Genomic DNA, 24,335 nt, shown 5'->3' with positions numbered 1-24,335 from the left:
ACAAGAATACATGGACACAAATAAAGTTAAGTATACCGATGAGACCTTGAATCTTAGGAGTTTTTACCTGAGGTTCCTAAAAAAAATATGGATTCTTCCGGTTGCTGCGTTTATCGGCGCAATCCTTGCAGGAGGAATCTATTATCTTGTGACGGTAACTTTCGGACCGGAGAGAAGATATGAGGCACAGGCAAGATTCTATCTGACTTACTCAGATGATGCGTATATTCGAAATGCTGAGGGTGAGAGAGTTCTTGACTGGTATAACGGGGCTACATGGACCAATTTTATTTTTAACGACCACGATTTCCTTCTTGAACTTGTTAAGACTATGAAAGAAGAGGGAGTGGATATATCGCAGGAAAGGATGAAAGTCCTTGAAGCCGCCGGCGGACCGGATATTTCCAATCAGTTACAGGCTTTGGAAGAAGCCGGAGTTGATGTTATAAAGGATGAATCCAAGATAAATGTAAAAGGAGACATAATCTCAAACGAGCGCTTTCTCCTTGTTACGATAAATGAGACTGATAAAGAACTCGTAGAAAAATTGACTGATGCATTCATCAAAAGCCTTGAAAGCTACCCGACTTACAATGAGTCAAAAGCTTTTGAGTCAATAGTATGTATGTCAAAAAGTGATGTCTACCTTGAGAAGGCTGACAACAGGATGGGTGTGGCGATTGTATTTGGTGCAATCCTTGCGGTTGTTTTGGCTTTTTTGGCAATTCTTTTGATTGATGCCGTTGATGAAGCAATCTACGTACCCGAAGAATGCGAGAAAAGATACGGCATAAGAGTGCTTGGAACCGTATTTCAGGGAAATGAAGCATGTGACCTGTTAAGAGGCGAGCTTGCCAAACTTTACGATAAATATGTTGCAGATAAAGAGAATATAGTTTTGATCTCATCCGATGCGGCAGATAATGCATCTTTTTCCGAAAAAGACCTTGAATCGGTTAAGAAGACTCTCGGAAGTGATTATGATGAAAAGCTTTCCAAGATAAAAGCAATTTCGGCTTCGGATATAGGGGCAGCAGAAGGCGCAATACTCGCGGTTCCTTACGGAAAGAAAAATGCGGCAATGACGGAGCATTTGATTTCACAGCTAAAAAAGATTGAATGCCCGGTGCTCGGAATTGTATTTACACGTGCGGATCTTAAATTTATTAAGAGATACTACGGAATCAAATGATGAAGGTGGCAAAAAGTAAATTTTGACACCGTATGATATATGAATTAAGCGAAAGAGACTATGTCAGGAAGATTGCAGATATTGGTGTCATCCGTTAATAAGGATGTGCACGAGCTCCCGGATAAAATGAATATTGAGACGGATGCAGTAATAGTAAATCAGCTTGTTGGAACCAAAGGGGAATCAAAAGATGAGACCTTCGAAGCGGGAACAAAGATGATACGCGCATTTATAAGATGTGAAAAAGGTGTAGGACTTTCGAGAAATACCGCTTTATCCAAGGCTGACAGCGAACTGATCCATTTTGGCGATGATGATATTATCTATGACAAGGGCTATTCGGATAAGATCGTAAAAGAGTTCGACGATCACCCTGAGGCCGACATGATTCTTTTTAACGTAAAGGCTCAGGAGGGCAGAGAAACATATTGGAATGTCGATTTTGCTCCCGTTACATGGAAAAATTACGGTAGATATCCCGCGTACGCGATCGCTGCAAGGAGGGAGAAACTTCTGGAAAGCGGAGTAAAGTATTCTCTTTTATTCGGAGGCGGAGCGCCTTATATGAACGGCGAGGACAGCCTTTTTTTACATGATTGTTTAAAAGCGGGACTTAAGATATACAGGACTACTGTGGCTTTGGGACATGAAGAAGCCGGAAAGTCCACCTGGTTTAAGGGATATACGGATAAGTTTTTTTATGACAGAGGTGTCTTGTATGCGTTTTTGTACGGAAGCCTCGCTGATATTCTCGGTTTTAGATTTCTTTTCAAATATAGAAAAGAAATGTGTGCGGAGAAGGGATTGTTTAAGTGTTTCAGGCTTCTTTCCGACGGCATCGGAAAGGGAAGGGAACTTAAGAAGGCAAAATGATAGTATATTTTACATTGACGGTAGCTGTGCTTGCGCTGCTTCTTTTGGTAAAAAAGAATACCGTATCCGAATGTGCGGACTGCGGACGTATCGGTCTGTACAGGGGGATGACAAGGCAGGATGCCATAAATGCCATCGTACTTGCGGCAATATTTCTGGGGCTGTTTGCTGTGTCGGCACTTAGGCTGAACGTAGGAAACGACTACGCAACGTATGTTGAGCATATGCATCTTATCAACTCAAAGTCAGACGGCTGGACTCCAAAAGTTCCGGAAGAAGAGGGGTTTAAAGCCTTAACATATGTTATTTATAAGCTCTGCGGATTTGAGAACTATGTTTTGGTATTTGCCATATTTGCTTTTCTTACAGTTCTTTTTTTTATGAAAGGGATATGGAGGCAGAGTAAGTGGTTTGAATTGTCATTTGCAATGTTTATGTTGCTGGGCTTTTATTTTCAGTCATTAAGTACCGTTCGTTATTATTTCGGGCTGGGTATAGCCTTGCTTTCAATAGAATATCTGGTGAAAAAAGATTACCCAAGATTTGTTCTTATGATCATTGTGGGAGCTCTTTTTCACAAATCTCTTCTGATAATCTTGGTGCTATATCCGATCGCGGTGATAAACTGGAAGAAATGGATGTATGTTTTGGGAGCTGCTTTGGGAGCTTCGTGTTTCTTTTTAAGACCGATTTATGCGAAGATTGCGGTTAAGATCTATTCGGACTATCAGGGAACGGCAACTTATGACAGGATGGTCGCAGGCCCGATACATTACAGTTATATAAGTATTGCAAGGTGCGCACTTATTCTTGCGGCATCAATCTATTTGTACAAGGATGAGATAAAGGGTAACAGGGAGAACATTTTCTTTTTCCATTGTAATGTAATGTCGCTTGCGCTTTATGTATTTGCGGCATTTTTGACGGATGAGGTGATCTCAAGAATATCTTATTATCTTACGATAACGCATGTATTGTTTGTTCCGGCGCTTTTGCTTGGAATCAAGGATCCTAAGAAAAGAAAGATCTGCTCGATGCTGGTTCTTGCCGGATGTTTTATGTATTTTGTGATATTTATGAAGAGAATAGCGCCTGCAAACGGAACGAGAATACTTCCGTACACGACGATAATGTTTGACGAAATGCCGCCGATTCTTTCTGAGACAGGGTATTAAAGAGTATGAATGAAATGAAAAAAACTTTTTTTAATATAATAGTGGTTTCATATAACGCCGGAGATAAGCTTATCGATACGATTGAGAGTATCAGAAGGCAGACTTTTACGGAGTATCGCATTCTTGTTAAGGATGGAATGTCCACGGACGGCTCGATAGAGAAATTAAAATCCAAGTACGAAGTCGGCAAAGATCTGATCCTTGTGGAGAGCTGTGACAGCGGAATTTACCACGCTATGAATATTGCCGCATCTTATCTTGAGGAAAAGATAATAAGCATGCGTGCGATAGACCAGGATGCGGAGAATATTGATGAAGTTAAGCTCCTTAGAGCGGGTGAAGAGCCTGCGTACATTTTCTTTTTAAATTGCGGAGACACATTCAGGGATGAGAACGTTCTTAGGGACGTTCATGATGCGATAATAGAGCGCAATTCAAAGGAGGGAACGACACTTCCCGCAATCTATTACGGAGATATATTTGATTGCTCGACGGGCAACAGGATCCATTCAAATCCAAAGATCGACGATCACGCATGTTACAGGAATCTTCCGTCGCATCAGGCTTGTTTCTATGATGAGAGACTTGTATACAAAAATCCTTTTGAGCTCAGATACAAGGTAAGGGCTGATTATGAGCAGTTCCTTCGTTGTTATTACAGAGATAAAGCAAGCACTTTCTATATTCCGCGAATAGTTGCCGACTACGAGGGTGGAGGGTTCTCGGATCAGAACAAGAAGCTTTCCGAAGAAGAGAGAAAAGAGATCATAAAGCTTTATCTGACCGGAGCGCAGATAAGAAAGTATGACCTTATCAGAGTTCTGACTCTTTCAAAATTAAGGACAGCCCTTGCGGAAAATAAAATCACAGCCGGTATATATAATAAGATAAAAAGTGCAATATACAGGCTTAAGGAGAAATAAATTTGAAAATATTATGGGTCTGTAACATCATGCTCCCTGCCTATGCCAAGGCGCATGGAATTGAATACTCGGTCAGGGAAGGATGGCTTACAGGCTGCCTTGACAGGCTTCAGAAAGAAAAGAATACGGCAGCCGAAGAAAAAATAACTCTCGCTATTGCATTTCCTTCGGAAGAATCTGTGTCGGAGGGAAAAGAAACTGTTGAGGGAATAACTTATTACGGATTCAAAGAGGACCTTGGACATCCGGAAAACTACGATGAAAGCCTGGAATCAAGATTTAAGCAGATAATCGAAGATTTTGTGCCTGATATTGTTCATGTTTTCGGAACCGAGTTTCCGCACGCTCTTGCGGCGCTCAGAGCTTTTGGAAGACCGGAGAGAAGTCTTGTAGGGATACAGGGCGTATGTACGGAGATCGCCAAAGCTTATATGGCGGGGCTTCCAAAGAAAGTACAGGAGTCCACAACTTTCAGAGACAGACTGAAAGAGGATTCGCTTATTCAGCAGCAGGAGAAATTCAAGTTAAGAGCCGAAAATGAGAAAAAAGTTCTTTTGCTCACGGGAAATGTGACGGGAAGAACGACGTTTGACAAAGAGGCGTCGCACAGCATCAATCCGCGTGCAGAGTATTTTGCCATGAACGAGACCATGAGACCCTGCTTTTATTCGGGAAAATGGGAAGAGAGGAAAGCTATTCCTCACAGCATTTTTCTTTCTCAGGGCGATTATCCGCTTAAGGGATTTCACTTTTTGCTTGAGTCAATGCCGCTTATACTGAAGAAATATCCCGATGCGCATGTGTATGTTGCGGGAAATAACATAATCGGCAGAGGTAAGAGCAAGTATCCGTATTTTATGCGCGCCAGTGCTTACGGCAAGTATCTTAAGAGGCTTATCGCAATGAACAGGCTTAGGAAGAAAGTTACGATGGTCGGATCTTTGTCGGATGTCGAGATGAAAAACCGCTTCTTGATGAGCAGTGTGTTTGTATGTGCTTCTGTTGTTGAGAATTCACCCAATTCCGTTGGGGAAGCGATGCTTCTGGGAGTGCCTGTCGTTGCGGCCAATGCCGGCGGTATTCCGGACATGATAACGGACGGGATGGATGGCATAATATTTGACAACATGGACTACAAGAAACTTGCGGAAGCAATTTTGCAGATGTGGGATGAACCCGTTATTGCAGCCGTTTACGGAGACAATGCAAGTAAGCGCGCAGCGAAGACTCACAATGCCGATATCAATTACAAGAGACTTCTTGAGATTTATGATGCAATCTGCAGAAAATAAGGGAGAAATCTGTGGTAATAACATTTGTGTCCAACTACATAAATCATCATCAGATTCCGTTTTGCGATGCTATGAGCAGCCTGTTTGAGGATGTTGACTTTCACTTTGTCCAGGCGATGCCCATGGAGGAAAAGAGAATCAACATGGGATGGGCGGTTGATCCGAAGGACTATCCGTATGTCTCTCTTTTTTACGAGGATGAGAAATACTGCGAAGAGCTTATTCTTAACAGTGATGTCGTAATCTTCGGCTGGACGGAAGGAATCACGTCAGAGCTTGAGAAAAAGAGGCTGTCTTCAGGAAGGCTTTCTTTTCGCGTAAGTGAAAGAATCTACAGAGGAAGCAGGATCAAGTGGCTCAGCCCGCGCGGACTTATGAAAAAGTACAACGAGCATATCAGATACCGGAAAAAGCCTGTTTATCTCTTGTGCGCGGGGGCTTATGTTTCTGCGGACTTTAAGCTTATTCATGCATATCCCGATAAGATGCTCAAGTGGGGATATTACCCGGATGTAAAAGACAGAAGTTTCAGAGTGAGTGAGACTGATAATAAGATAAGGCTTTGCTGGGCGGGAAGATTTGTAAAACTCAAACACCCCGAGTATGCGATCGAGCTTTGCAAAGAGCTTGAGAAATTCGGATATGACTACGAGCTTAAGATGATAGGCGATGGATACATGAGAGAAGAACTTGAAAAATCCGTGTCAGACGCCGGACTGTCAGCAAATGTTAGCTTTTTGGGAAATCTTAAGCCTGAAGAAGTTACAATGCACATGAAGGATTCGGATATATTTCTTTTCACCAGTAACTACCTTGAAGGGTGGGGAGCTGTAGTGAATGAAGCCATGCAGTGCGGATGCGCGGTTGTTGCATCAAGGGAAGCCGGAGCCGTGCCTTTTCTAATAACGGACGGAGAGAACGGGTTTTCTTACAGGAACGGCGATTGTGAAGATTTTAAGAAAAAGGTATTGTCTTTATTTCAAGAAAAGTATAAAATTTTGCAGTTCGCGAAAAACGGATATGATACTATAGAAAAGGTCTGGAATGCGAAAAATGCTTCCATGGAGTTTGTCAGATTTTGCAGAGAATATATTGACGGAGCCGTTCCGAGACCTGCAGATATCGGACCTATGAGCAAAGCGGAGATTATAAAACCTGAGAGCATCCTTCGAGCCATGACTGAAGGAAATTGTCTGGAATGAGGAAAATATGAGATTTATAGATGACTTTTTTACGACGGAAATAAAAATATTTAAACATAAGATCCCTATCTTTGACATGTTGTTTTTTACCATACTTACATGTCTTGGATTATATTTCAGACTGACGCTTTTCACTGTAAAGTCGGGAGATTATGTGAAGGCATTTGCGGATTGGATGAGAGAGTGCCACGCTGCCGGAGGATTTGCTTATCTTGGCATCAAGCCCGGTGTGTCGGAAGCGAGTACGTTTGACTACAATTGCCTGTTTCAGTATGTGATAGTTATTCTTCACTACATCGGAGGCAGTATTCCCGATATTTATCTGGTAAAGAGTGTTCCCGTATTGTTTGATTTTATCTGCGCGATCACAATCTTTAGGATTGTATATCACGTTACAGACAATAATCTTACCAAATCAATGATGGCTTACGCTGTTATGATGTTCCTTCCGACAGCTGTGCTTAACAGCGCCGCCTGGGCACAGAACGATTCAATCTACACAGCGTTTGTGCTTCTTTCATTCCTTCATATTCTTAAAAGAAATGACAACAGAGCATTCATTTATCTGGCTTTTGCCTACAGTTTTAAACAACAGGCGATATTCTTTGTGCCGTTTGTTGTCCTTATATGGTTAAAAAACAAGATCAAGATCAGATACGTTTTCTGGATACCCGTTATACATGTGCTTGCAATGGTTCCTGCAGCTATTGCGGGAAGAAGCTGGGGAGACCTTCTTGGAACCTACGGAAGACAGGTTCAGATGTTCTCAAGACTTACGATGAACTATCCCAGTATCTATACGATCGTTGCGAGCGACTTAAGCGGTCCGGTAAGGAAGGTGCTGATTTCTGCAGGTACCATGGCGACAGTAATAATCATGGGAATACTTGCATATTATATTTATAAGAAGAACTTCGACCTGACCGGAAAATATATGGTGACTTTAGTGGTATTTACCGCGGAAGTGTGCTGTTTCTGTCTGCCTGCAATGCATGAGAGATACGGTTATATTCCCGAAGTCATGGCGGTTATCTACGGAATTATAAGTATTAAGCGCGTTCCTGTTTGCGTTGCTTTACAGGTGATAACAATGATAACTTATACAAGATATCTTTTTGGTTCGACAGTCCTTACATTGTGGCCTTTGTCAATCGCAATGCTTGCAGTTATCATGATTGTCGGATACGATCTCTACCTTCAGATGAGAGAGCGGGAGGTTACAAGTGCCTGAATCTATGCCCAAGATAACGGTTGTTATACCTGCATATAATATAGAGACACTGCTTGAGAAGTGTGTCGGCTCCGTTGCAGAGCAGGATTATCCAAAGGATAAACTTGAGGTTATCATAGTGGATGACGGTTCCACAGATTCAACGGGAGAGCTTTGTGATAAGCTTTCTTCCGTATATGAGAATGTAACTGCTCTTCACAAGGAAAACGGAGGCTCCAGCAGTGCCAGAAATCTGGGAATGGCGCATGCAACAGGTGATTATATAGGTTTTGTCGACAGTGATGATTTTGTCGATAAGGGAATGTACAGAGCGCTTGCGGAGGCTGCGGTCAAATATGATGCAGATATGGTGCAGATTTCAAGAGATGAGATTTCAGAGGACGGCAAAAGACTTCCGGATGTAGTTATTCCTCCTTCGGATATCACGGAGCTTTCTTCCGAAGAACAGCTCAAAAAGCTGCTTCTTCACACCGGAGATGCCTCTTTTTGTACCAAGATAACAAGGAAAAGTATTTTTGACGGAGGCCTGAAATTCCCTGAAGGAGAGCTAAACGAGGATTTTAGACTCATGCTAGATGTTCTTCCTAAGGTAAATAAGCTTATCGTTCTTCCCGAGCAGTACTATCATGTTTTCTACAGACTTGGAAGTAATTCGAGAAAAAAAGCGGAAGATAAAGAGTATTTTCCTTCCGTATTTACAGATATAGTGCGCAATGCAGACGTAGCACTTGATATTGTAAAAGAAAACTACAAGAATCTCATACCTATTGCTGAGAGATTCGGTTATTATCAGAGACTTGATTATCTCTTGCATATTCCCGTAAGTAAGATGACAAGTGATAATTTATTCTATATTGATGTTGTAAAAAATATCAGAAAGAATATACTTGGTATTATTACTAATAAGTATTTGACCGGAAAAAATAAGGCTTACCTGTGCATACTTGCACCTGCACCACGTTTGGTGCGCAGCCTTCATGCAGCATTAAGAGGACTTTGAGGTTTATGAAAAAAAGCATAGTATATATAATTTTGATCGTATCTGTTCTTCTCAGTATTTTCTACGGCTTTCAGAAGTCGGGCTTCCATGAAGATGAGTATTATACATATTTTTCTTCGAACAGAAGTCAGGGACTTTATCAGCCGGACAGAGAGTGGCAGGACAAGCAGACTGTCTTTGACGAGTTTAGCGTAAAGCCGGGAGAAGGCTTTAATTACGGGCTTGTGAAGCTTGTTCAGTCATGGGACGTTCATCCTCCTATATACTATTTTATTTTCCATACCTTGTGTTCAATGGTTCCTTCTACATTTACCAAGTGGACGGGACTGATTACCAATTTAATTGCGTTTGTTATTTCATTTTTGGCGTTGTTTGCTCTGATGAAGAGGCTTCGCCTTCCATATTATGTGATGCTGTTTGTGCTTGGTTTCTGGGGACTCAATCCTCAGACAGTGTCATGCAACATGCTTATCAGGATGTATGCATGGCTCACGGCGGCAGTATTCATCTGTGCATATCTGCATGTTAGATTCGTTCAGGAATATGATTCATATAAAGATGATCTGAAAAATTTCTGTGTTAAACTGTTGCTTCCTATCGCAGTGGTTTCATACATTGGAGTTCTGATCCAGTATTTCTATATATTCTTTTTTGGTTGCATAGGTTTTGCCCTTGCAGTGTGGATGTTCTTTAGGAAAAAAGATTTCAGAAATACCGTGGTTTATGTTATGGGATGCGGGTTTAGCATGGTTCTTGCGGTTCTTACATATCCCGCTATGCTTCATCACCTTCTTGGAGGCTACAGAGGAACCGGAGCTACGGGAAGCATGTTTGATGTAAAGAATACATTCATGCGTCTGTCGTTCTTTACAGGACTTTTGAACGACTTTGTTTTCGGCGGAGGACTTACAGTTCTGGCAATAATGCTTGCGGTGGGAGTGGTATATCTTGTTGTAACCCGCAAGGAATGTTTTGATAGAACACGTTTTAATATAAGCGCTGAAGTAGCTATTCTTACGGCGGGAACGGTAGGATATTTCTTCCTTACGACTAAGGCGGCTCTTTTGGTGGGAAGTGCGTCAAACAGATACGAGATGCCTATATACGGACTTATAATCTTACTTGTGATGTGGGCTCTTTACTACGTGGCTGAGAAGATTGGTAAAGACAGGGTATGCGTTCCCATCGTAACGATTGTTATGCTTGTCTTCCTTATAAAAGGACATGTTACAGGCAATAATGTTCTCTTTTTATACAAAGAGGATGTGGATAAAATAAATTATGCTCAGGCGAATAGCGGCGAAGTTGCGGTTGTAATGTTCAATCCCGCAACGCCTCACAATGTATGGCGCCTTACGGATGAGCTTTTGCAATACGACAGAGTCTTTTACATGGATGAGGAGAATCTTGATCCGCTTACAGAGCAGGGCGTTGTGAATGCGGGAAAGATCGTGCTTTATGTTGCGGATGATGATTATAAGAATGATGCGATCTGTAACCTCGTCAAGAGTTGTGAAAAACTTGATTCTATAAGAGAAGTTGATTCGGAAGACATGTGGACCACTTGTGAGATAAGCGGTATCACAGAGCATCGCTTTGATACACCGAGAGAATAATACGGAGAGGAAAATGCTGATTTTACCGGCGTTTTCCTTTCTTTTATGTGGGGCAACATTTGAGCGACATGGAATTTCGAGGTGTTGCTTGTAGTTTCTGCGGGCATATCGGATACTAAAATTACACTTGCAGGTGACATTTTGAAAGGAGCGTAGGTAATATGGTCGAATTTGGCGAGCAGTTAAGACGGGCCCGCGAGAAGACGGGACTGACACAGCAGACATTGGCGGAAAAGTTATATGTAACAAGGCAGACGGTTTCGCACTGGGAATGCGGTGACAGATATCCCGACCTTCTTACGACAAAGAGATTATCAGATATTCTGGAGGTGAGCCTTGACGACCTGTTATCCGGGAATGAAATGGATAAAGTTGTTGAAAGAAATCCTGTAGTAGAGAATAGAGTAGCAAATAATGTAATGATCTTTTTTTACGCGGTAATAATATTTTCATTGGTATCAATTATAGGCAGGGAAGTTTTGACTACAGATTGGAAATATATAACCGGATGGGCTGTAAGATGTAATGACGTCGCGACGGTAGTCAGGACTGTATGTGAAATAGTATGCGGAACTTTACAAGTGCTGATTTTTACTTATGGATTGGTTCATTCTATAAAAGTTACTCTTTCGCCAAAAAAGATAGGAGCGGTCATAGCGGCGTATTATGCTATCTTTTTTATTGAAAGTCTTGTGATTGCAGCTAATGATATAACGATGGTTCAAAGAAACAGCGCTTCTATGGTCGGAACTCCTAATTTTGTACCGTATTATTTTGATTGCTTATTGGGAATAATAGGAGCGGTGGCAGCAGTTTTATACTTTATTCGTAAAAATGAGAAAGTCATTGTACCTGTTATGCTTGTAGGAGTTTCGGTATGGAAAATGATCGATGCCATAAAAGAATTTGTTGAATATGTAATCTATATGGCCGGTAGATTTAACGAAGCTAATCAGTTTCATGATGCAATACCATATCAGGGTAAGCTGTTTATTTATCGTGTTGCATTTGGAAGCGTTTCGGTGTTGCTGATCTGCGGTATGATAATATATCAGGTTGTAACACTTCATAGAAAACGTAAAATTGCATCTGAGATAACAGCTGACGCAACCGCATAGAAATTGCATATGCCATGAAAAAAGGTACCCTCAACAGTTTAGATGTTGGAGGTACCTTCTATTTTTATAAACTCTGATATGGCTTAGATATTATATTACAGTCCGAGTGCTTCGATTTTTGAAAGTATTGTGTCGTAGTCCATGCTACCTTCAAGCTTCTCCCAGTGTGTATCTGCCAATATTCTATTGGCATCTTCCTCTGTAAGTCCTGAATGTGACAGCGCCATATAATTATTCTTTCCGCTAGTTGATCTGCGAAAACTCTCGCCCATATTCGCTTCTCGACGCGGAGCATCTGCATCTCCTGAAGGTACTACTTCAGCTACTTTAGGCCAGAACGGTAAGAAGTTATACGAACAATCACAAATAATCGTTTCTTCTCCGGCATAGTGATCAATGTATGCAAGGCAGTTGTTGGTGTTCTCAAGGAATCTGTTTTCATAAGGTAAGTAGCAATATGATGTTGTTCCATATCCCTGAGAGCTTACACCATAACGCCAATCTGAAATCATGGTAATAAGTTTTCCGTTTTCAAAAGTATACAAAGAAACAGATTTTCCCGGATTGTCTACAACAAGTTCGGGTGTCTGATCTTTGGTTAAATAAAGAAGAGCATATTTGGCGTTGCTGTTTGCATCATGCGATTTTTTTGCAACTTCGGCAAATGCTTTTCCGCAGCTTCCGGAAATATCTGTTTTGGGTGCTGTCTGTTCGGCGGATGCTACAGGTGCAGTAGTGCTTGCCGCAGAAGCAGCAGTCTCAGCGGAAGCAGCAGTTGCAGCAGCCTCTGACGCCTTTGCCTTTTCAGAATCTTTTTCTGCTTTGTTTTCAGCTTCCACATTGGTTGTATTATCAATTTCATAGAATACTACAGTGTTTTTCTCTGTGCTTATGTAGAACCAGATAGAGAATTTATCAAAATTATATTTGTAGTAATATGTATTTTCGGCCTTTTTCGATGGATCGCTTTTTTCTGATGGATTGCCGTATGCAGCTACAAGTTTGTCTTTTGTATCGCCTACGCCGATATTACGTGATGTCGTAGCACCTTTCTTAGAAACATCAATTCCAAGAGGAAGTTCTTTTCCGTCGCAAAGGTAAGTTGAATATTCAATACCGGAAGCTTCATAAGTATAAAAAAATTCAATTGGCGAAGCGGTTATTTTTTTGTCATAAGCTCCAAGATCTGCAAGTGTCTTTGATGAATCATTGAATACAGAAAGAGCTTTGCCGTTATACAGAACCTCGTGATCGGCTTGTTTTACGGGAGTAGCCTCTGCAGATTTATCGGTTGAAGCAACTGCTGAAGCGGCAGTTTTGTTGTCAGAAGTTGCAGTTGTAGCAGCATCACTTGATGTAGCAGCTTCGTTAACCGATGAAGCTACAGAAGATGCTTCTACAGCAGCGACCATTTCTGATTTCGCAATCTCTCTTTTTTCCTCCTCGGTCATTTCCATTTCACTGCTTCCTTCGGAAGCACTCGTTTCTGCTCCACTACAGCCTACAATCGAGAGTGCCATAGAAGATGCAATAAGTATTGCCAGAGCCTGTTTTTTCTTCATGTCATTTTCCTTTCTCTGTGAACTCTTAGAAATACATTGTTTACATGTACTAATACAATGGTAACACGAAAATTTGAATTTTCTGTGTATTCACAATTAATTATGTCCCGGCTTTTTATGTAGTGGATGTAGATAGCTCATTCGGAAGCGCTTCAAACAGATATGAGATGCCTGTATACGGACTTATGATACTTATCGTATTCTGGGCTATGCCATTAACCTTTTGTTATCGCACCAGTACCAAACATACAATAGGATTGCCCTTAGAATATTATCTGAAATCATGCATATCCATGCGATCTCTATTCCATATCCAAGGATATGCACAAAAACAAATACTCCAAGCACTCTTACAAACCATTGTGTAAAGCCGGATACTAACAGCGGAATCTTGGTTTTCCCGATTCCGTTAAATACATTCTGCAATACTATAGAGATTCCAAACATAGGCTCATTGATCGCGACAATTCGTAATAGCCTCGGAGCTTTCGTCAATGCAATTTTATCTTCTGTGAAAAAGGCTATTATATCATCTGCACACAACAATAGAATTGAGGTTGCCATCAACATGATGATCACTATAATTCCACAAACAAGATGGGTCTGCTTGTTTAGCTTTTTTATATCACCTTCTCCTCGCACATTTCCCGAGAGAGAGGCTACTGCGCTTGCCATTCCCACCGCCGGAATGAAAAAAGCCGATTCTGCCGTAAATGCGATTGAATGAGCGGCGTATATCGCTGTTCCGAGCGGGACAATCATGGCGGTAAAGATTACTCTTCCAAAGCTTGTCACAACTGACGTCAAAAATGCCGGAAGACCCACAAAGACGTATTTTCTTACAATATCTTTTCCCTCAGTCTGCAAAAGACTTTCTAAGATTCCGTTCATTCCCTTTACCGAGGTATCCATATGACGTTCATTTAGAACAACCATCAGTATTCCGCCAATCAAGGTTGCAATGGCCGTGCCGTAAGCTGCACCTATAACGCCGAGATTACATCTTCTTATATTCACTTCAATTCCAAAGAGATTAAATGCTTTGTCCGGATATATCAAAAACCAGTTCAGTACCACGTTAAGAATATTCATAAATCCATTTACCAGAAGTGGTGTCTTCATGTCCTTATCAGCTTTTCTGATACTTCCTGCAGTTACATTGAAAGAGAAGAAAACTCCCATGGACGAACATATGGAAAAATACATAGAGGCAGGCTTTCTGATAATTTCATCCGCCCCTAGGAGAGTTGGCAGATACGGACTTATCAGAAGTGGAAATGCAGTTGTGAATACGCCCATAATAAGCGCCAAAAAATAAGCGTGTAACGTTGCATTTTTTAGATACTTACGATTACCCGCACCGATTTCTCTTGCCATATAGGCTAAAACACCCACGCCCAGTGCATTGACTCCTGCCTTAATAAGGAAGGTCACTTCATTGGTGATTCCAATAGTTGCCGACGATTCTATTCCCAGTTTTCCAACCATTATAAAGTCAGCATAATTCACAAGAGCCTGAAACGAATATTCAATTATAGCCGGTATTATCAGAAGTATAATCTCTTTAATCAGTTTCCTGTTCCCTGTCATAAATAAGCCATTCTGTGTTTTTACTAAATACTAACATCCGGCTACCAAATGTAAATTAATAAAAACTTATAGCCTGATATAAAGAAATCCGATTGCAAGCGCATACCCCCTATGTATGTCACCTCACTTTTTTGACCTTTGCTCCGCCATATATTATAATCAATACGTCTAAATATGCGCGATTTAGCACCTTTTGAAGGAGGCGTAAACATATGACAGCAGCAGTAATCGGAGCAAGCTCCGAATCAATTTATGTGATAAATAAGGCAAAAGAGCTCGGACTTAAAGTAGTGGCTCTTGACGGAAACCCGGAAGCACCTGGTCTTAAAGCGGCCGATGCTTCCTTTGTTGTAGATATAAGAGATCCGCAGAAGGTCTTTGAGATATTGGATAGGGATGGAAATAAGCCTGACGTGGTTCTTCCTGTTCCAATCGGAAGGTATCTTACGACTACAGGCGCTGTAAATGACAAATACAATATTTGCGGTGTTTCTTTTGATGCGGCAAATGTATGCACGGATAAATACGAGTTTCATAAGATACTCGCGGAAGAAGGACTTAGAAATGCAGAACTTTACCTGATTCCAGCAGGAGAAGAAAATACCGATATTGATGAGATTAACACGATTTATCCCGTGATAGTAAAACCCAGATTTGGATCGGGAAGCCGCGGAGTAGAGATGTTCAATACTCCACAGGAACTTAAAGAGAAATTCCTTTCAGGTCAGCCCTACGATGAGGATTATTGCGTTGAGACCTGTGTTCAAGGAACCGAGTACGGCGTGGACGGAGTTTTTGTGGACGGAGAGTTTAAACTCATTCTTCTTAGGGGAAAAAAGAATACCCCGCCCCCGTACAGGGAGTGCGTCGGATATTATTCCGTTATCGAAACCGATAAAAACGCAGAATTTTTCAAAAAGACAAAAGAGCTTATCGCCAGAGCAGGAGATGCGATAGGCTTTAAGAGCAATATCATTCACGCGGACATAATCAAGGACAATGACGGTAATCCCTTTATAATTGAAATTTCCGCAAGACCTTCGGGACATAATCTTCATAACCTCTTCACACCACTTGCAAGCGGCGTTGATGAAGTTACAGAGTTTATTAAATTTGCCGTTCCCGCGCTTAATAAATCTTATTCTTTTGAACCTAATGTGGAAAAGAACATGCTCATAAGATATTTTGATTTTGAAAATGTCAGAGTCAATAAAGTTCCCGATGAAAAGGAGCTTTTCAAGAAATATCCGTTAAAGGCGTGGTGCTGTAATCTCAAAAAAGGCATGTTTCTTGGGAAAGTAACGAACGGAGCTTCTGTCATGGGAAGAGGATATTTCTGTGTTGAAGCGGATTCACCTTTTGAACTTGACGGATACGCAGATGCGATACTTAGTGAATTTGAGCTGGAGGATAATAGATGAGCTCTGTTGCGATAATAACCGCGCGAGGCGGAAGTAAAAGAATACCGGGTAAAAATATAAAGAACTTTTGCGGAAAGCCTATAATAGCGTATTCGATAAGAGCAGCGATTGATAGCGGCGTGTTTGATACCGTAATGGTATCTACGGATGATGAGAAGATAGCTGAGATTGCCAAGGCAGCAGGTGCCGAGATTCCTTTTTTCAGATCTGATGAAACTGCGGGTGATTATGCCACGACCGATCAGGTTATTGCGGAAGTTCTGAATACTTATAAGGAAAATGGAAAGAATTTTGATAAGTTCTGCTGTATATATCCAACGGCGCCATTCATAACGTCCGGTAGGCTTAAAGAGGCAATGGCTAAGCTTGATGAACATGAGTCGGTAACGCCTGTTTGCCTGTTCTCTTATCCTCCGCAGAGAGGGTTTGTTGTGGAAAACGGCAGACTTGTGAGAAGATATCCCGAATTTGCTACGGTGAGATCTCAGGACCTTGAGAAACTTTATCATGACAGTGGGCAGTTCTATGCATGCAGGACAGATGCTTTTTTCCGCGACGGAACAACTGATGTTGAGGATATGGTCCCTTTGATCCTTGACGAGGACGAGGTTCAGGATATAGATACACCCAAAGATTGGGAGATAGCCGAGGAGAAGTTTAAGAGACTTTGCAGAGAGGGAAAAAGAAGCATATCATCAGACAGCTCTTTTACCAAATTTGATGATACTACTCTTAAAACTCCGTATTACAGAGTTGACGAGTCTAAACTGGATGCTGATATTGAACTGCTGAAATCCGCTCTGGAAAAGGGATGGAATAATTACATCTGTTCTTTTTCCGTAAAAACCAATTCACTTCCATGGCTCCTTAAGCACTTTAAGGATAACAGCTTTTATGCGGAAGTTGTATCTAAGGAAGAATATGAGCTTTCAAAAAGGCTTGGATACAGAGCGGATCAGGTGATATTTAACGGCCCGATCAAGGATAGAGAAGCATTTGAAGAAGTACTTCTGGGCGGAGGAATAGTTAATCTTGATTCAAACTATGAGCCTGAGTGGGTAAAAGAGATTGCTGCAGCAAACAAGGATAAGACGATCAAAGTCGGACTCAGGGTAAATTACAATATCCAAAAGCTCATCCCCGAAGAAGTACTTGCCGATGAAGAGGGAAGTAGATTCGGATATTGCTATGAAAACGGAGCTCTTAAGGATGTAATAAAGAAACTTAAGGCAAATGAGAATGTTAAAATAGTAGGACTTCATCTTCATTCTTCAACAAAGTCCAGAACGATCAACGCATTCAAAGCTCTTGCGAAAGTCGCTGTAATAGTTTCGGATGAGTATGGTCTTAATCTTGAATATATAGATATGGGCGGCGGTTACTACGGCGGAGTAAAAGATAAGCCTGATTTTAGAGACTATGTTCCGGCAATTGCGGAAGTTCTTTCGGAAAAATTTGATGTGAGCAAGACAAAGCTTATTATGGAGCCCGGAGTTTCTATGGTTTCATCGAGCTTTGATTTTGTGACGAGTGTTATTGATACTAAGAAAGTCAGAGAGCACACATATGTAGTGATTGACGGAAGCAGGGTAAATCTAAATCCACAGGTCACAAGAAGAGTGTATCCTCACAGACTTGAATATAGGAATGATGATAACAGAGAAGTTATCTCTACGCAGATGATATGCGGCGCAACCTGTATGGAATACGACAGATTGTTTCCGGCAGATAACGAGCGTGAGCTTAAGACGGGAGACAGAGTTATCTTTACAAATGCGGGCGGATACACTGTTTGTCTGACACCTCTGTTTATTCATTATTTTCCCGCTGTCTATGTAAAGAAGAAAGACGGAAGTTTGTTCGTTGCCAGGGAGCCGTGGACAAATGATGAGTATATAACAAAGAATCATTATGAGTAATTTTTGGAGGACATAGGAAATGTCTATGTTTGAACTTAATCAGAGGATCAAGCTCGCAGATCACTATATCGGAGCGAACGATCCCGTATATATTATTGCTGAGATGTCAGCCAATCATCTTCAGGATTATAACAGAGCGATTGAAATAATACATGCTGCAAAAGAGGCGGGCGTGGATGCTATAAAACTGCAGACTTACACGGCTGATACAATAACGATTGATTCCGATAAGAGCTATTTTCAGATCACAGGCGGAACAATCTGGGATGGAACAACGCTCCATAAACTATATGAGGAAGCGTACACTCCTTGGGATTGGCAGCCGGGACTTTGTGAAGAAGCCAAGAAACTTGGACTTGATTGCTTTTCATCACCTTTTGACAGTACGGCTGTTGATTTTATGGAAGAGATGGATATGCCGGCTTACAAGATCGCGTCTTATGAGATAACGGATATTCCGCTTATAAAACAGTGCGCATCCAAGAAAAAGCCTATGATCATCGCTACGGGAGTAGCAAGAGAGAGCGATATCAGACTTGCTATCGAGGCTTGTCTTGCAGAAGGTAATAAAGATATTATCCTGCTCAAGTGCACATCTGCTTATCCGACGCCATATGAAGATGTGAATCTTAATATGATACCTACGCTTGCGCAGGAATACGGCTGCGTTATGGGGCTTTCCGATCATACTATGGGAAGTGCCGTTGCGGTAGCTTCGGTTGCGCTTGGAGCAAGAATGATAGAAAAGCACCTTACGCTTAAGAGAAGTGACGGTGGTCCTGACGGAGCTTTTTCAATGGAGCCGCAGGAATTTGCAGAGCTTGTTAAGAATGTCAGAATGGTTGAAAAAGCGCTTGGAAGCAAGGAATACAAGCTTACTCCCGTTCAGGAGACGGAGCGAGAAGGAGCAAGATCTCTTTTTATTGTAAAAGACATCAAACAGGGCGAAGTGCTTACTTCTGAGAATATCAGATCGATCCGTCCGGGTAACGGGCTTCCGCCTATAGAATATGACAATATTGTCGGAAAACATGCTTCGCATGATCTATACAGAGGAGAGCCGCTTAAATACGAAGATTTCAAGTGATATTTTCTCAGAATGATAGAGTACAGACAGATATCGTAAGTTTCGGATCGGGAGGAAGAAATGGGAAAAAAGGTCTGGATCAAGGCAAACGGCAATGGAATAATTGCTACAGGTCATATACGAAGGTGCATGACAATCGCAAAAGAACTGTCGGATCTTGGGGCTGATATAGAGTTTATTCTTTCGGATGAGACCAGTGCAGACCTATTAAAAACCTTATCGGAAGAAGACGGAGTTTATTATAATGCAAGGATACTTCACTCTGTTTTTTCCAATCCGATTACAGATTTTCCAGCTCTTGACGGGATGCTCAGAGATGAAAAACCTGATTTTCTTCTGATAGATTCGTATTTTATGACAGAGGAGTATTTTAATCTTCTGAGAGCATCGGTAAAAGAGAACAGTCCGGGTACAAAAACGGGATATATAGATGATCTGTGTAAGTTTGACTATCCTGTTGACATTGTTGTCAACTATGACCTTATCTATAATGATGAGATGTACAGTGCACCGATAAAACTTCTTGGCGGAGAGTATGCTCCTCTTAGGAAGCAGTTTGATAATATTGAATATAATGTAAAAGATACTGCAAAGCATGCGTTTCTTTCAACGGGAGGAACCGATCCGTATCATGTCATAGGGGATATTCTTAACAGAGTCTATGAGGAAAAAGGAATCGGAAGCAAGGTTCTGTGCAGTTTACATAAAATATCATGTGATGTGATCGTGGGAGCTCTTTTTGAAGATGAATACAAGAAGGAATTGGCAGAGCTTGCCAAAAAGCATCCGGAGATTACACTTCACGAATATGTGACGGATATGTCAGAACTTATGAAGGATGCTGATTTCGCAGTAACTGCGGGAGGAACTACGCTTTATGAACTTTGCGCGATTGGAGTTCCGACAGTAGTGTTCAGTATGGCGGATAATCAGGTGGATTTTGTAAAAGGCTTTGATAAAGTCGGAGCCGCAAAATACGCCGGAGACGTGCGTGAAGATGACAAAGTGATACGTAAGATCGTAACATGGGGAGTTGCTTCACTTGATAACAGCTCTTTTAGACAGAAGATGAGCGATACGGCCAGAAGTATAGTCGGAAGAGACGGGGCAAAAAAGATAGCTGAGGCAATTTTGGAGCTTACATGAAAAAACTTAGTATAATAGTGCCTGTTTACAACATGGCAGCAGAAGGAAAACTTGATTATTGTTTAAAAAGTCTTGTGGCACAGACGCTGGATCCTAAGGACTTTGAGATAATAGCGGTCGATGACTGCTCGACGGATAATTCTTATGATATACTTCTTGATTACAGCAAGAAGTATCCGGAGAATTTCTTTGCACTTAAATCAGAAGTCAATCACCATCAGGGCGGAGCCAAGAATATCGGACTTGCTGCAGCTCAGGGTGAGTGGCTTGGATTTATAGATGCCGATGACTGGATTGTTCCCGATTACTACGAAAGGCTTATTAAGAAGGCCGAAGAGACGGGAGCTGACATGGTCGGATGTGACTACTGCTTTGTGGATAAACATACCTTCGAAGTCGGAAAGGTAGTCCACAACAACAATTTTTCCCAAACAGGCGTTATGGATAAAGAGCGCTACAAGAACCTCCTGATAGAGACGGGAAGTCTTGTGGTAAAGGTTTATAAAAGAGAGATCATAGTCGGAGATTATGTTCCGGGAACAAAAGTAAAACTTGATATCTTCCCCGAAGATATTTTTTACGAAGACAATGCGGTAAGTAATACCTGGATGATAAGATCCAAGCATTTCGAATATATTGAAGAGCCGCTTTATTTTTATTATCAGCACAATGCTTCGACGGTTCACAGTATTTCCGAGAAGAACCTCGAAGACCGAATGACCGCCGGAAGACAGATACTTACGGAAGCTAAGGAAAACGGCTACTTTGACGACTATAAAGATGAGATTGAATTCCAATACACCGTGTTATTTTATGTGAACACACTTTTTTCCGTAATGCCCAGGAAATCAGGGATTAAGAACAGCTACGGCTTTGCAAAGAAGCTTGCAGAAGAGATGAAAGAGACTTTCCCGGGGTTTCAGAACAACAAATATTATATTGAAAAAGTTCATGCGGAAGAAAAGAAGCTTATTAAGATGCAGATGAAGTCACACCTTCTGTTTTATATTTATTACAGACTGTTGTGGTTTTACAGAGATCTAAGGAACGGAAGATAAGAGATGTTCGATAGAATTTATGTCTGTCACACTTTTTACCATGTGTATGTGGCATGCTTAAAAGAATTTTATATTGCTGACGGCGGAAAAGCTTCGCTTGTTCTTTCCAAGATGTCCAATAAATTCGGAAATATGGTGGAGAGAGCAAAGAAGAGCGATATCTTTGAGGAAGTCTTTGAGTACGACGAGAAGGAAGATACTTTTTTTCCTGAGCTCAAAGAGCTTAAGACTGATTCGGGAAATATTGCGGCGAACATGATAAAGAGAATGAAGTTCTGCAGGAAATTCGGCAAGCTTCAGGAGAAGTATATTCCCGTTGATTTCAGGAAATACAAAGATATTTATGTTTTCTGCGATTCAGATCCGATAGGCTATTATCTTAACTACAAGAAGATAAGATATCACGCTGTTGAGGACGGACTCGATTGCATAAGATATTACGATACGGCCAGATATGATAACAGAGGTCATTTTAAGATCAAAGCATTTATCGCATCTCTGGGACTTATCCATATCCAGAACGGCTATGGAAGATATTGCATAGACATGGAAGTTAATAACATATCGGTGCTTCCTTATCCTTGTAAAAAATATGTCGAACTTCCGAGGAAGATGCTCACGGACAGACTTACTTCGCAGGAAAAAGAGAAGATGCTGGAACTCTTTGTCGATGATATTAAGGGACTTAGGGATAAGCTCTTTAAGGAAAAAGACGGAAAGACACTTCTTGTTTTGTCAGAGCCTCTGTGCGATCTGGAGACCAGAGAGCGTATATTCAGAGACATTATTGACGCCTATGGTAATATAGATGGAAGGGATGCTGTGGTAATGATAAAACAGCACCCGAGAGATTACCTCGATTATACCAAGGCATTTCCCGATTCGATCGTGCTTGACAGATCATTTCCCATGGAGATGCTTAACTTTATAGAGGGACTTTCGTTCGACAGACTTGTGTCGGTGTATACTGTTGTGGATTCTATCGGTTTTGTAAAAGAGAAGCTGTATCTTGGGGACGATTTCATGGATAAGTACGAAGCGCCCGAGATTCACAGACAGAATGAGGCTATAACAGATTAAAGCATAATGTAAATAAGTCGGAAGGGTTTAATTGATTTTATGCGTAAGATTTATAAGAAACTGATGCTCTTGCTCGATGCAAGACAGAAAAAGCAGATGGTCGGCATTGTTTTTATGATGCTTATCGGAGGTTTGCTTGAAACATTCGGAATTGCTCTTATAGTACCTTTGATGGAGGCTATTTCTAAGCCGGAAGATTTACATAAAAGTAGAAAATTCCGTGTGCTCTGCGACCTTTTGAATCTTGATGTTTATGATCTCAGTAGCAGTGATCTGATAAAGCTCACAGCTGTAATAATGTTTTCGATTATGGTGATTATTGTCATAAAGAACATCTTTTTGTTTTTTATGAATAAAGTACAGCTTAGGTTTGTATATACAAATCAGTTTGCAACTTCAAGAAGGATGATGATTAATTTTATGCAGCGTCCTTATGAGTATTATTTGAATGCTGACACCAGTGTTATACAAAGAAATATAACGTCTGACGTTAATAATATGTACGGGCTTATACTCAGCTCATTGCAACTTATAAGTGAGATCATCGTGTTCGTGAGTCTGGTGATTTATCTTTTAATGGAAGATGCTAAAATGACTGTTTCATTGGCCTCACTCCTTGTTGCAATGCTCCTTATTATCAAGTATAAGATAAAACCTATTATGTCAAAAGCGGGACAGGAGAATCAGGATTACTACAGTGGTCTTTATAAATGGATTGATGAATCAGTCACGGGAATAAAAGAGATCAAGATTGCAAATAAAGAGAACTTTTTTATAAACGGATATGCTGATTGCGGTGCAGGTTATGTCAACGCAGTTCAGAAATATAATCTCTACAACTCAACGCCCAGACTTTTGATCGAGTCTGTTGCCATTGTTGGAATGATCGGATATATGCTTATTTCTATTTTGTATTGGCATGTTGATGTGAAAGATCTTATCTCTCCGCTTACCGTACTTGCTGCGGCAGCGGCAAGACTTCTTCCAAGTGCAAACAGAATCAACAACTACCTCACAAGTATCGCTTATTTCGAGCCTTTCCTCATGAACGTAAGCGATAATCTTCAGCAGGAGATAAACGACAGTTCAATCTCGTACAACAGCGATGATTATAAGAAGAAGCTTGAAGTTGAGAAGATTCCGGTTAATGAGACAATTTTGCTCAAGGATATTACTTATAAGTATCCGAATTCAGATAAATATGTTCTTGAACACGCAGATATGGAAGTGCCTGTGGGCAAATCTGTAGGTATTGTAGGTACATCAGGTGCCGGTAAGACTACTATCGTAGACGTAATGCTTGGTCTTTTGCAGACGGAGAGCGGACATATCTACGCAGACGGAACCGATGTAATGAGTAATTACCCCGGATGGCTCAAGAATATAGGATATATTCCTCAGACAATCTTTATGCTTGATTCAACAATCAGGAAGAACGTAGCATTTGGATATGCGGATGAGGACATTGATGATGAAAAAGTATGGCAGGCACTTAAGGAAGCGTCTCTTGATGAGTATGTGAGATCACTTCCCGAGGGGCTTGATACAGGTATAGGAGAGAGAGGTATTCGTCTCTCAGGCGGACAGAGACAGAGAATCGGTATCGCGAGAGCTCTTTTTGAAGATCCGGAGGTACTTGTTCTCGATGAAGCAACTTCAGCTCTCGATAATGAGACTGAGGCAGCTATCATGGATTCAATAAACAAGCTCCATGGAAGAAAAACACTTGTTATTATCGCACACAGACTTCAGACAATTGAGAAGTGCGATATGGTTTACAACATCAAAGACGGCAAGGCTGTCGTAGACAGAAAATAAAGATATAAGATCGACTGAAATATAAACGGAGG

General features: G+C 41.2%; 19 protein-coding genes. 17 read left to right on the top strand and 2 right to left on the bottom strand.

The annotated features are described in order from the left end of the window. The first annotated feature begins 10 nt into the window (after window positions 1-10). The 10 genes from BLP87_RS05350 (at window position 11) to BLP87_RS05305 (ending at window position 11,622) form a co-directional block, all read left to right on the top strand. Window positions 11-1,192: a YveK family protein gene (locus tag BLP87_RS05350; protein ID WP_074461774.1), complete on the top strand. Its 1,182-nt coding sequence runs from the start codon at window positions 11-13 to the stop codon at window positions 1,190-1,192. 60 nt (window positions 1,193-1,252) lie between these two features. Beyond that, a complete protein-coding gene (locus BLP87_RS05345; protein WP_074461773.1) occupies window positions 1,253-2,065 on the top strand; it encodes a glycosyltransferase family A protein in 813 nt (270 codons plus the stop codon). Further along, window positions 2,062-3,240, top strand: coding sequence for an EpsG family protein (locus tag BLP87_RS05340; RefSeq protein ID WP_074461772.1), 1,179 nt, complete (start codon window positions 2,062-2,064; stop codon window positions 3,238-3,240). Before BLP87_RS05345 ends, BLP87_RS05340 begins: the two co-directional genes overlap by 4 nt. A gap of 14 nt (window positions 3,241-3,254) precedes the next feature. Then, complete coding sequence (locus BLP87_RS05335) at window positions 3,255-4,163, top strand: glycosyltransferase (protein ID WP_074461771.1); 909 nt, start codon at window positions 3,255-3,257, stop codon at window positions 4,161-4,163. Window positions 4,164-4,165: 2 nt separating this feature from the next. Beyond that, window positions 4,166-5,455, top strand: a complete 1,290-nt coding sequence (locus BLP87_RS05330) for a glycosyltransferase family 4 protein (RefSeq protein WP_074461770.1) — start codon at window positions 4,166-4,168, stop codon at window positions 5,453-5,455. A gap of 11 nt (window positions 5,456-5,466) precedes the next feature. Continuing rightward, window positions 5,467-6,657, top strand: a complete 1,191-nt coding sequence (locus tag BLP87_RS05325) for a glycosyltransferase family 4 protein (protein ID WP_074461769.1) — start codon at window positions 5,467-5,469, stop codon at window positions 6,655-6,657. A gap of 7 nt (window positions 6,658-6,664) precedes the next feature. Continuing rightward, entirely contained in the window at window positions 6,665-7,888 is a 1,224-nt protein-coding gene (locus BLP87_RS05320) for a hypothetical protein (RefSeq protein WP_074461768.1), read from the top strand. After that, window positions 7,881-8,888 (top strand): glycosyltransferase family 2 protein, encoded by a 1,008-nt coding sequence (locus tag BLP87_RS05315; RefSeq protein WP_083334491.1) that lies wholly within the window; start codon window positions 7,881-7,883, stop codon window positions 8,886-8,888. The genes BLP87_RS05320 and BLP87_RS05315 overlap by 8 nt, the downstream gene beginning before the upstream one ends. Window positions 8,889-8,893: 5 nt before the next feature. Continuing rightward, the gene (locus BLP87_RS05310) at window positions 8,894-10,504 is read left to right on the top strand and encodes a hypothetical protein (RefSeq protein WP_074461767.1); all 1,611 of its coding nucleotides are present in this window, start codon (window positions 8,894-8,896) and stop codon (window positions 10,502-10,504) included. 161 nt (window positions 10,505-10,665) lie between these two features. Then, on the top strand, window positions 10,666-11,622 hold the full coding sequence (locus BLP87_RS05305; protein ID WP_051625398.1) for a helix-turn-helix domain-containing protein: 957 nt from the start codon (window positions 10,666-10,668) through the stop codon (window positions 11,620-11,622). Between the two features lie 95 nt (window positions 11,623-11,717). Here BLP87_RS05305 and BLP87_RS05300 read toward each other — a convergent pair whose 3' ends face one another. Both BLP87_RS05300 and BLP87_RS05295 read right to left on the bottom strand, forming a co-directional pair. Next, window positions 11,718-13,184: a hypothetical protein gene (locus tag BLP87_RS05300; RefSeq protein ID WP_074461766.1), complete on the bottom strand. Its 1,467-nt coding sequence runs from the start codon at window positions 13,182-13,184 to the stop codon at window positions 11,718-11,720. Window positions 13,185-13,391: 207 nt separating this feature from the next. Next, window positions 13,392-14,774 (bottom strand): MATE family efflux transporter, encoded by a 1,383-nt coding sequence (locus BLP87_RS05295; protein WP_074461765.1) that lies wholly within the window; start codon window positions 14,772-14,774, stop codon window positions 13,392-13,394. Between the two features lie 212 nt (window positions 14,775-14,986). Between BLP87_RS05295 and BLP87_RS05290 the strand changes: the two genes are divergently transcribed. The 7 genes from BLP87_RS05290 to BLP87_RS05255 are packed head-to-tail and all read left to right on the top strand — an operon-like array spanning window position 14,987 to window position 24,303. Further along, window positions 14,987-16,195 (top strand): ATP-grasp domain-containing protein, encoded by a 1,209-nt coding sequence (locus BLP87_RS05290; protein ID WP_074461764.1) that lies wholly within the window; start codon window positions 14,987-14,989, stop codon window positions 16,193-16,195. Beyond that, window positions 16,192-18,114 carry a pseudaminic acid cytidylyltransferase gene (gene pseF / locus BLP87_RS15715; RefSeq protein WP_083334490.1) on the top strand — a complete coding sequence of 641 codons (1,923 nt, stop codon included), beginning with the start codon at window positions 16,192-16,194 and terminating at the stop codon, window positions 18,112-18,114. The genes BLP87_RS05290 and pseF overlap by 4 nt, the downstream gene beginning before the upstream one ends. A gap of 19 nt (window positions 18,115-18,133) precedes the next feature. Then, entirely contained in the window at window positions 18,134-19,201 is a 1,068-nt protein-coding gene (gene pseI, locus BLP87_RS05275) for a pseudaminic acid synthase (protein WP_330389978.1), read from the top strand. A gap of 60 nt (window positions 19,202-19,261) precedes the next feature. After that, entirely contained in the window at window positions 19,262-20,347 is a 1,086-nt protein-coding gene (pseG, locus tag BLP87_RS05270) for a UDP-2,4-diacetamido-2,4,6-trideoxy-beta-L-altropyranose hydrolase (protein ID WP_074461763.1), read from the top strand. Further along, window positions 20,344-21,405, top strand: coding sequence for a glycosyltransferase (locus BLP87_RS05265; protein ID WP_074461762.1), 1,062 nt, complete (start codon window positions 20,344-20,346; stop codon window positions 21,403-21,405). Before pseG ends, BLP87_RS05265 begins: the two co-directional genes overlap by 4 nt. A gap of 3 nt (window positions 21,406-21,408) precedes the next feature. Then, a complete protein-coding gene (locus tag BLP87_RS05260; protein WP_074461761.1) occupies window positions 21,409-22,485 on the top strand; it encodes a glycosyltransferase family 52 in 1,077 nt (358 codons plus the stop codon). A 39-nt stretch (window positions 22,486-22,524) separates the two neighbouring features. Then, the gene (locus BLP87_RS05255) at window positions 22,525-24,303 is read left to right on the top strand and encodes an ABC transporter ATP-binding protein (RefSeq protein ID WP_074461760.1); all 1,779 of its coding nucleotides are present in this window, start codon (window positions 22,525-22,527) and stop codon (window positions 24,301-24,303) included. Window positions 24,304-24,335: the final 32 nt, after the last annotated feature.

The organism is Butyrivibrio hungatei, assembly GCF_900101605.1.
Lineage (GTDB): Bacteria > Bacillota > Clostridia > Lachnospirales > Lachnospiraceae > Butyrivibrio > Butyrivibrio hungatei_B.
The sequence above is the reverse complement of the archived record's forward strand: the minus strand, read 5'-3'. Positions and strand labels throughout refer to the sequence as shown.